Source organism: Rhizobium sp. LjRoot98 (assembly GCF_964252935.1).
In the GTDB taxonomy this organism is placed as follows: domain Bacteria; phylum Pseudomonadota; class Alphaproteobacteria; order Rhizobiales; family Rhizobiaceae; genus Pararhizobium.
Genome location: NZ_CAXUPW020000033.1, coordinates 1 through 10,098 on the forward strand (window position 1 = coordinate 1; position 10,098 = coordinate 10,098).

A 10,098-nucleotide genomic window follows, 5' to 3' on the forward strand; every position below is an offset into this window, starting at 1 on the left:
GTATCGACGCCAACTCTCCAACTTTTCGCGGGAATCCGCAAGGGTCAGGAACCAATGGGCGTTCAGGCACTCCGACCGCAGCTTGCTGTTGAAGGCCTCGATGAACCCGTTGTCGGTCGGCTTACCGGGCCGAGAGAAATCCAGGGTGACATTGTTGGCATAGGCCCACAGATCGAGATCGCGAGAGATGAATTCACTGCCATTGTCCACCCTGATCGTCTTCGGATACCCGGTCTTCCGGCAGATGCCTTCTAGGGTTTGGACGACATCCTCACCCCGGTAGGTAAAGCGTGCGTCGGTGGCCGGGCAGTAACGCGAGTGCGTGTCGACCACGGTCAGGATGCGCAACTTCTTGCCGGTCGCGAGTTGGTCGTGAACGAAGTCCATCGCCCAGACGTCGTTCGGCCCGACAGCCTCCTGGCGATCTTCTCTGAGCTTTGCCTTCACCCGGCGCTTCGGATGCTTGTTGCGCAGCTGAAGTCCTAACTCGCTGTAAATCCTGCGTGTCTTCTTCATATTGATCTTCCAGCCATCACGGCGTAAGTGAACGTGGACACGGCGGTAGCCATACCGCACGCGTGTCTCACAAATCTCCTTGATGCGTCGTTCGAGTGGGGCCTGTCCGGTGCGGCGGGACTTGTAGTGGTAGGTCGATGTATCGAACTTCAGGACCTCGCAGGCCCGTCGGATCGATATGCCCCAGTCCACCAGCATCCCGTCGATCAGCTTGCGCTGCCGGACAGGCCTCAGAGCTTTCGGCGGATGGCGTCCTGGACCATGTCCGGATCTCCGTCGATCAACCCACTATCGGGGTCGGCTAGCAAGCTGCCGCCGCTCCGCCTTCGTCTGCGCGGTGATCGCGACCGTCTCCGGTCCTTTGAGGAGCCATCGAGCGGGATCGGCCCGCTCCGGACGAAGGTTTCTCACATGGCACAGGATCTTGCACTCGCCCAAAGCCACGCATTTTCGCTTTCCCGCATCCTCATGGTTCCCGTCACCCTGTTCAAATCCGGCGACGAATTCGGCGTCCTTCCGTCCGACGAACTCGATGACGAAGACGATCTTGAGATCGTGCATGAATATTTCCCCCGCGGGTCTCATTGAGACCCGCATGTCCCTCACCACTCAGAAATGCCGCTGGCGACCTGTTGGCCGCAAGGGAAGCTCCGCCGCGGCCCGGTGCAAATCTGCACCTTGATTGCCGCGCCCTTGCCCCCTCCATTCTTCGCGGCGGAAACGAGGATGACCGCAGGTATGCGGACTGGAAAAGAAGGGCGATCGACGAGCGATCGGAAAACAATGAAGAGAGAAGAGTTGGAGGCGCTGCGCGCCAAGGTGAGTTGCGAAGCCGTGCTGGAACGAGCCGGTTATGAAATCGATCTAAAAGAGAGCACGCGCCGAGCGGTTAAATACCGGTGCGGCGGCAACATCGTCATTGTCACGCATGACGGATGCGGCTGGTTCGATCCGCTCAGCGACGAGAAAGGCGACATCTTTGGCCTTGCCATGTTCCTCGAAAGGATCCCATTCCCGCCCGCAGTGGAAGCGGTGGCTTCACTTGTCGGGTTTCAACTCTCCCGGCCGGCATGGAGGTCCTCGCGGTCTTCAATACCCGTAAAAGACATTTGCGACCGTTGGCGCAGCCGGCCCACGCCTTCGCCCGGATCCGGTGCGTGGCGCTATCTGTGCTGGACCCGCTGGATTCCGGTTGCCATCGCCCTGCAGGCCATCCGGGAGGGTGTCCTGCGGGAAGGACCCTTCGGCAGTATGTGGGCAGCCCATGTCGATAGCGAGGGACGCGTCGTCGGCTGGGAAGAGCGCGGTCCCGACTGGCGTGGCTTTACGACCGGGGGCTCGAAGGTTCTTTTCCGCTTCGGACCAAGCGATGCCTCTCGTCTTTGCGTCACCGAAGCCGCGATCGACGCGATGAGCCTTGCGGCGCTCGAAGGTCCGCGCGAACAAACTCTCTATCTCAGCACGGGCGGAGGGTGGTCTCCGGCCACAGATGCGGCGCTTGCCGAACATGCTGTGCGGCCGGGACTGACACTGGTCGCGGCCACGGATGCCAATTCCCAAGGGGACGCCTACGCAGAACGACTGCGTTCGCTTGCCGAGGCGTACGGCTGTGACTGGCAGCGGCTACGTCCGCCGGCGGAGGATTGGAACGAGGTTCTCCAAAACAGGGAGAGGGAAAAACGGGAAAGGAAGACCGAGAGGAATAACGAGGCCTGCCGCATGCGCGCCGGCCGCATCAAGGGAGGCTCCGCCCGGCATGCGCCGGCCCTTGACCCGGTCGGACACGAGGCCGGCAGCGCGGAAGAGGTCATGAAGGACTGAAGAGGATGGCGAGGTCGAAACGACTTGTGCTGCCTTCGGTCCAAAACCCGAAAGGATCAAGCTGATGACCTCAATAGCCCTTCCCCGCAAAATCTTTCAAGGAGCGGCCAAGCGCGCCGACATGTTCCGGATGTTCGACAGGCACGCGATGCGCCCCGGCCGCTTTGCTGGCGACCAGTCTGCCGTCTATGCCGGCGAATGGTTCGAGATCGACGAGATCTCCTACTCCTATATGCTGGATATTCTGCCGCCGCTCTGGATGCGTGGGCCGATCTTTGCGATGCGTGAATTCATGACCGGTTCGGTGACCTCGGTGTTTTACGCGATCCGGATCGACGAAGCGGTGCGTTATTTTCACACCTACTGCGATCTCGCGGACCCGAACTCTGTCGAGGCGATGCGGACCGCAATCGTTGACCGCGAAACCCGACCAGTCCGGGCCATGAGCCGCGAAGAACGGCTTGAGCATATATGGAGCACGACCACCGACGACTATCGAGGCTATGCCGGCGCGCGTTGGCCGACGGCGATGCAGGGCCATCGCACGGTGATGCTCTACGGTGGCAGTGAAGGCACGTTCCTGAAGTTGCTCGATACCCTGTCCGACGACGAGATCGCGGCAAAGCTGCCGGTCCATTTGCGCCACCTCCCCGCATCGCTGGCCGCCTGAGCCGGATCATCATTCGCAAATTTCGCGCCGAAAGCGGCCTTCTCGTTGGCCGAGCGATGGCGCACGCCCTCAATCCAAAGGAGCTTTTCTCATGAGCAACGATCCCTTTACATCAGACATGTTCGGCTCGAGCGTGCTTTCGTCCGGCCTCGGGCTTGGCGTGACAGCGTTCGGCGGGTTCTCGCCTGATGCCGCCAATGACGACGATCCGGATCCCCTGCCGCCAGCACCTGCACCCGCCCTCCCCGTCGCTGCCACGCCTGTCCGGCGTGCAAGGCTTCGGGCAAACTTCTATCTCGACGGTGACCGCAGGCTTGCCACCGCCTGGAGGGATCGCGCCCGCGCCAATGTCGCGGCGATCCTTGTCGCCGACGGCATTGCCAAGCAGGACCGGCCGGCGACACCCAAGGAGCAGGCGCAGTTGATCCGCTTCACCGGCTTCGGCGCCGGCGAACTGGCCAACGGTATGTTCCGTCGGCCAGGCGAGGTCGATTTCCGCCAGGGCTGGGACGATATTGGTTCTTCGCTCGAGACCGCGGTTTGCGAGAGCGACTACGCGTCACTTGCCCGCTGCACCCAATATGCGCATTTCACGCCAGAGTTCATCATCAGCGCAATCTGGGCTGGGGTCCAGAAACTGGGCTGGCGCGGCGGCCGGGTGCTGGAGCCAGGCATTGGCACGGGGCTATTCCCTGCCCTGATGCCGGAGCCATATCGCGACGCCGCCTATGTGACCGGGATCGAGCTCGATCCGGTCACCGCCCGCATCGCCCGCCTGCTTCAGCCGAAGGCGCGGATCATCAATGGCGACTTTGCCCGTACGGATCTGGCTCCGATCTACGATCTCGCCATCGGCAATCCACCCTTCTCCGATCGCAGCGTCCGCTCCGACCGCGCCTACCGGTCGCTCGGCCTTCGTTTGCACGACTATTTCATCGCCCGGTCGATTGACCTGCTGAAGCCCGGCGCGCTCGCCGCCTTCGTCACCTCGCATGGCACCATGGACAAGGCCGATACCACAGCACGGGAGCATATCGCCAAATCCGCTGACCTGATCGCAGCAATCCGCCTGCCCGAGGGCAGCTTCCGTCGCGACGCCGGCACGGATGTCGTTGTCGACATCCTCTTCTTCCGCAAGCGGAAGCCCGGAGAGCTGGAGGGAAATCGGCTGTGGTTGGATGTCGATGAGATCAGGCCTGCCACCGACGATGAAAGCGCCATCAGGGTCAATCGCTGGTTTGGTCGGCATCCGGACTTCGTGCTCGGCACACACGCCCTGACCTCCGGCCCGTTCGGCGAGACCTACACCTGCCGCCCACGCGATGGAGAGGATTTGGAAACTGCCCTCGCCGCTGCCATCGACCTCCTGCCGGCCGATCTCTATGACGGCGAGCCGACACCGATCGATATTGATCTGGAGGACGAACTCGGCGAGATCGTCGATCTGCAGCCGAAGGGCGGGATTGTTCGCGAGGGCAGCTTCTTCCTCGACCGGTCGAAGGGTCTGATGCAGATGCTCGACGGATCGGCCGCGCCGGTCACCGTCCGCAAGGGTCGCTCAGGCGATGGAATCCCGGAAAAACACGTTCGGATCGTCTCAAAGCTGATCCCGATCCGCGATGCAGTGCGTGAGGTCCTGAAGGCGCAAGAAACCGATCGGCCATGGCGCGATCTCCAGGTGCGATTGCGCATCGCCTGGTCGAGTTTTGTGCGCGATTTCGGGCCGATCAACCACACAGTCGTGTCCGTTCAAGAGGATCTCGAGACCGGCGAGGTCAAGGAAACGCATCGCCAGCCGAACCTGGCTCCCTTCCGCGATGATCCGGATTGCTGGCTGGTCGCCTCGATCGAGGACTATGATCTGGAGACCGACACGGCAAGACCCGGCCCGATATTCTCCGAACGCGTGATTGCTCCGCCCGCGGCGCCGACGATCACGTCTCCTGCCGATGCGCTCGCCGTCGTGCTGAATGAACGAGGCCACGTCGATATCGACCATGTCGCCGAGCTGCTGCACAGCGATCCTGCTGATGTGGTCGACGCGCTGGGCGAGGCCATCTTCCGTGATCCGGCCGATGGATCGTGGAAGACGGCAGACGGATATCTTTCAGGGGCCGTCCGCACGAAGCTCGCCGCCGCGCAGGCAGCGGCCGAGCTCGACCCCGCCTATGAGCGCAATGTCCGCGCCCTCCAGGAGGTCCAGCCGGCTGATCTCCGCCCCTCCGACATCACAGCCCGCCTCGGCGCACCGTGGATCCCGGCCACCGATGTCGTCGCCTTCGTCAGGCAAAAGATGGAGGCGGAAATCCGCATCTACCACATGCCGGAGCTTGGGTCCTGGACAGTCGAGGCTCGTCAACTCGGCTATAGCGCCGCTGGCACATCGGAATGGGGAACGAGCCGCCGCCACGCCGGCGACCTGCTGTCCGACGCGCTCAACAGCCGGGTCCCTCAGATCTTCGACGTCTTCAAGGATGCCGACGGCGAGCGCCGGGTGCTCAATGTCGTCGACACCGAAGCCGCGCGCGACAAGCTCCAAAGGATCAAGCAGGCATTCCAGGACTGGGTCTGGACCGATCCGGATCGAACCGACCGGCTGGCCCGCGACTACAATGACCGTTTCAATAATATCGCGCCTCGGAAATTCGACGGCTCCCACCTGAAACTCCCTGGCGCCTCCGGCGCCTTTGTTTTGTATGGGCACCAGAAACGCGGCATCTGGCGGATCATCGCCGACGGCTCGACCTATCTTGCCCATGCCGTCGGCGCCGGCAAGACGATGACTTTTGCCGCGGCCATCATGGAGCAGCGCCGGCTTGGACTGATCGCCAAGGCCATGCTGGTCGTGCCCGGCCATTGCCTGGCGCAGGCGGCTCGCGAGTTTTTAGGCCTTTATCCGAATGCCCGTATCCTCGTCGCCGACGAGACCAACTTCACCAAGGACAAGCGCGCCCGCTTTTTGTCGCGGGCGGCGACGGCAACCTGGGATGCGATCATCATCACGCATTCGGCGTTCCGGTTCATTGCCGTGCCGTCTGCCTTCGAACAGGAGATGATCCACGAAGAGCTGCAGCTCTACGAGGATCTTTTGACCAAGGCGGACAGCGAGGACCGTGTGTCGCGCAAGCGGCTCGAGCGGCTGAAGGAAGGACTGCAGGAGCGGCTCGAAGGTCTGGCGACCCGCAAAGACGATCTTCTCACCATTTCGGAGATTGGTGTCGACCAGATCGTCGTCGACGAGGCGCAGGAATTCCGCAAGCTGTCTTTCGCCACCAATATGTCGACGCTGAAGGGCATCGATCCGAACGGCTCGCAGCGGGCCTGGGATCTCTATGTGAAGTCCCGCTACGTCGAAACGAAGAACCCTGGCCGCGCTCTGGTGCTGGCGTCCGGTACGCCGATCACCAATACGCTGGGCGAGATGTTTTCCATCCAGCGCCTGCTCGGTCATGCGGCGCTTGCCGAGCGTGGGCTGCACGAATTCGATGCCTGGGCATCCTGCTTCGGCGATACAACTACGGAATTGGAGATCCAGCCATCCGGCAAATACAAGCCGGTCAGCCGCTTCGCATCCTTTGTCAACGTGCCGGAGCTGATCGCAATGTTCCGCTCGTTTGCCGATGTGGTGATGCCCGAGGATCTCCGGCAGTATGTTAAGGTGCCCAACATCTCGACCGGCCGGCGGCAGATCATGACTGCCAAGCCGACGGCACTGTTCAAGACCTATCAGCAGACCCTCGGCAGCAGGATCAAGGCGATCGAGCAGCGTGAGGGGCCCGCCAAGCCCGGTGACGACATACTGCTGTCCGTCATCACTGATGGGCGCCATGCGGCGATCGACCTGCGCTTCGTCATGCCGGCGGCTGAAAACGAGGAGGACAACAAGCTCAATCTGCTCGTCCGCAATGCCCATCGGATCTGGAAGGAAACCGAGGAAGCCATCTATCGGCGCCCCGACGGTAAAGACTTTGATCTACCAGGGGCAGCCCAGATGATCTTTTCCGATCTCGGCACAATCAATGTCGAAAAGTCCCGCGGCTTCTCGGCCTATCGTTTTATCCGCGACGATCTGATCCGGCTCGGCGTGCCGGCCTCGCAAATCGCCTTCATGCAGGACTACAAGAAGACCGAAGCCAAGCAGAGACTGTTCGGCGACGTCAGGGCCGGCAAGGTTCGCTTCTTGATCGGCTCGTCTGAAACGATGGGCACGGGCGTCAACGCCCAGCTTCGGCTGAAGGCGCTCCATCACCTCGATGTGCCATGGCTGCCGTCGCAGATCGAGCAACGGGAAGGCCGGATCGTGCGCCAGGGCAACCAGCACGACGAGGTCGATATCTTCGCCTATGCCACCGAGGGTTCGCTCGATGCCAGCATGTGGCAGAACAATGAGCGCAAAGCCCGCTTTATTGCCGCAGCGCTGTCGGGCGACACGTCGATCCGGCGGCTGGAAGATGTTGGAGAAGGTGCCGCCAACCAGTTCGCGATGGCCAAGGCCATTGCCTCCGGCGACGAGCGGCTGATGCAGAAGGCCGGGCTTGAGGCCGATATCGCACGGCTCGAACGGCTGCGGGCCGCCCACGAGGACGATCAATACGCCGTCCGCCGGCAGATGCGCGATGCCGAGCGCGAAATCGAGGTCTCAACCCGGCGGATTGAGGAAATCGGCCAGGACATCGCCCGGCTACAATCTACCACCGGCGATGCCTTCACCATGACGGTGCTCGGTAAGGAACATGCCGAGCGCAAGGAGGCCGGCCGGGCGCTGATGAAGGAAATCCTCACGCTTCTGCAGCTTCAGCATGAGGGCGAGGTGCATCTTGCCACGATCGGCGGATTCGATCTTGTCTATGAGGGTGAGAGGTTCGGCAAGGGCGATGGCTATCGCTACGAGACGTTGCTTCAGCGCACGGGCGTAAGTCAAGAGATCGAGCTGGCGATCACGGTCACGCCGCTGGGCGCGATCTCACGGCTGGAGCATGGACTCGACGGCTTCGATCAGGAACAGCGTCAGTATTGCCGACGTCTAGAACAGGCCGGGCGCCGGCTGGCCTCATACCGTTCCCGAGACGGAGGAGCGTTCGCGTTCGCTGACGATCTGAAGGAGAAACGGCGCGAGCACCGTGACATCGAAACTCAGCTGGCGGGCGGCCTCGGCAATGAGACCAACGCGCTGGCCGCATAGCTGCATTGCACAATAAATGTTTTCCGATTGGCCAAAAATCAGGCATAAAGCCTGCAGCTGATGCAGATGGCGGTGTCCTCCCAGTTCCGCCGCAGCAGCTGTTCCCCTCTGGAGGTCAATGATCTCCACACTTTATGGGCCGCGGTTTACTCCGTCGGCCCTTTTTTCTTGCCGTCTTATTGTGGCCACGTCATTTGCCACAAGACCGATGCGACGTACGATCCCAGTACACCAAGCAAGAAGGCGATACCGCGCTCTGCCCACCGTTGCGCTTTCGTCGGTACTCCCAGCGCTTTTCGGACTGCTTCCGTCTCAATAGCTTTCAACGCCTCAAGTGCCTGCGCTTCTGTAATCAAAGTCGACTTTTGATCTTTCGCAGCTGCTATCGCTGTCGCAAGCATCGAAAGCTCTGCCTTGTTCCTGTCAGTTTGGATCCCCAGTTCGTCAATAGCCTCGAGCGCCTCGCGCATGTTTTGTCGGGCGGCGTCGATTTTCTTTAATCGCTCATCGACTGTTTCGCGTGACTGGCCTACCGCGATCGATAGATCGAAGGGCCCAAGCTTCGCTTTGATGCCAAGATCTCTTAGTAACGAGATGCTTGCGCCACGCACTGCGTCTAGCACCTCCCCCACGATCACGCCGCTGATCTGCGCCTGGCCTTGAGGCTTTATGTTCCAGCGAGGCCCAAGGCCTCTGGCCTCTCCCGGTTTGTCTTTTTCGTCCATCTTTCCCCCTCGGTCCGAACGATCGGTTTCGAACCATGCGCCGCAACGACATTCGATTAAGCTGAAAGAAGCTTGGCCTGCAATCAAAAGGAGGAGAGTTGCAGGGAAGAATAGATCAAGAAAGCGGTCGCCGACCGGACGTCCTGCCGACGCAGTTGCTCAACCGCCACCTGCGCTATCCCGGCCACTCGTTCTTCGCAGGACTGTCAGCCCCGCTTGTCCTTCGCAGCGGGGATGCTCGGTCGCAATTGCGTCAGTCCGGCCGTTCGGCGGTCCGGGAGGTGTCTTCGAGAAAAATGAAGACAGGAAGGGCTGGCATGGCGCCGGTCCGGAACTCTCTAGACAAGGACAAATCCCATGCAGATCATCAAGGTTGACCCGCGCGCGCTGAAGGAAAACCCCGACCGGATGCGCCAGTCGAAGTCGTCGCCGCAGGCTGATGCGCTAATGCTGGCCACGATCAAGGCCGTCGGCATCGTCCAGCCGCCAGTGGTTGCCCCGGAGACGGATGGTGGCAACGGCTACATCATTGACGCTGGCCATCGCCGCGTCCGCCTCGCCATCGCTGCCGGCCTCGAAGAGATCGAAATCCTCGTAGCTGATGCAGCCAACGACAATGGCGCGATGCGTTCCATGGTCGAGAACAGCGTTCGTGAAGCGCTTAATCCCGTCGATCAATGGCGAGGTATTGAACGCCTTGTTGCTCTCGGCTGGACCGAGGAAGCGATCTCCGTCGCTCTCGCCCTCCCCGTTCGCCAGATCCGCAAGCTGCGCCTGCTCGCCAATGTGCTTCCAGCCATGCTCGAACAGATGGCGCTGGGCGACATGCCATCCGAGCAACAGTTGCGGGTGATCGCCGCTGCCGGCCAGGTCGACCAGAAGGAGGTCTGGAAAGCGCACAAGCCCAAGAAGGGTGACACGGCGCCATGGTGGCAGATCGCAAATGCGCTCACGAATAAGCGCATGTATGCTAGGGACGCGAGCTTCGGTGACGACCTGGCTCAGGCCTACGGCATCGAATGGGTCGAGGACCTCTTCGCACCGGCCGACGAGGACTGCCGCTACACCACCAATGTCGAAGGCTTTCTCGGCGCTCAGCACGAATGGATGACGAACAATCTGCCGAAACGCGGCGCGATCGTCGAGGTCAACAGCTGGGGCCAGCCGGAACTGCCGAAGAAGGG

The 10,098-nt window shown here is 61.5% G+C and carries 6 protein-coding genes and 1 pseudogene; 5 read left to right on the plus strand and 2 right to left on the minus strand.

What is annotated here, in order from left to right:
• Positions 1-788 (minus strand): annotated as a pseudogene (locus tag ACSQ3J_RS30935) (IS3 family transposase); the annotation flags it as partial.
• A gap of 139 nt (positions 789-927) precedes the next feature.
• Here ACSQ3J_RS30935 and ACSQ3J_RS30940 point away from each other — a divergent pair.
• The 4 genes from ACSQ3J_RS30940 (at position 928) to ACSQ3J_RS30955 (ending at position 8,189) form a co-directional block, all read left to right on the plus strand.
• Positions 928-1,104 (plus strand): hypothetical protein, encoded by a 177-nt coding sequence (locus tag ACSQ3J_RS30940; RefSeq protein ID WP_018326273.1) that lies wholly within the window; start codon positions 928-930, stop codon positions 1,102-1,104.
• 138 nt (positions 1,105-1,242) lie between these two features.
• The gene (locus ACSQ3J_RS30945) at positions 1,243-2,337 is read left to right on the plus strand and encodes a DUF3991 and toprim domain-containing protein (protein WP_436041111.1); all 1,095 of its coding nucleotides are present in this window, start codon (positions 1,243-1,245) and stop codon (positions 2,335-2,337) included.
• Between the two features lie 64 nt (positions 2,338-2,401).
• Entirely contained in the window at positions 2,402-3,007 is a 606-nt protein-coding gene (locus ACSQ3J_RS30950) for a DUF1419 domain-containing protein (protein ID WP_436041112.1), read from the plus strand.
• 91 nt (positions 3,008-3,098) lie between these two features.
• The gene (locus tag ACSQ3J_RS30955) at positions 3,099-8,189 is read left to right on the plus strand and encodes a lactate dehydrogenase (RefSeq protein WP_436041113.1); all 5,091 of its coding nucleotides are present in this window, start codon (positions 3,099-3,101) and stop codon (positions 8,187-8,189) included.
• Positions 8,190-8,365: 176 nt separating this feature from the next.
• Here the strand turns inward: ACSQ3J_RS30955 and ACSQ3J_RS30960 are convergent, their stop codons facing one another.
• On the minus strand, positions 8,366-8,914 hold the full coding sequence (locus ACSQ3J_RS30960) for a hypothetical protein (RefSeq protein ID WP_436041114.1): 549 nt from the start codon (positions 8,912-8,914) through the stop codon (positions 8,366-8,368).
• Positions 8,915-9,271: 357 nt separating this feature from the next.
• Between ACSQ3J_RS30960 and ACSQ3J_RS30965 the strand changes: the two genes are divergently transcribed.
• Positions 9,272-10,098, plus strand: an 827-nt coding sequence (locus tag ACSQ3J_RS30965) for a ParB/RepB/Spo0J family partition protein (RefSeq protein WP_436041115.1), incomplete at its 3' end; no start/stop codon positions are given.

Bases quoted from the DNA above. Each gene is read 5' to 3' on its own strand.
- ACSQ3J_RS30950 (WP_436041112.1), top strand. From the start codon at position 2,402: ATGACCTCAATAGCCCTTCCCCGCAAAATCTTTCAAGGAGCGGCCAAG.
- ACSQ3J_RS30945 (WP_436041111.1), top strand. From the start codon at position 1,243: ATGACCGCAGGTATGCGGACTGGAAAAGAAGGGCGATCGACGAGCGAT.
- ACSQ3J_RS30960 (WP_436041114.1), bottom strand. From the start codon at position 8,914: ATGGACGAAAAAGACAAACCGGGAGAGGCCAGAGGCCTTGGGCCTCGC.
- ACSQ3J_RS30955 (WP_436041113.1), top strand. From the start codon at position 3,099: ATGAGCAACGATCCCTTTACATCAGACATGTTCGGCTCGAGCGTGCTT.
- ACSQ3J_RS30940 (WP_018326273.1), top strand. From the start codon at position 928: ATGGCACAGGATCTTGCACTCGCCCAAAGCCACGCATTTTCGCTTTCC.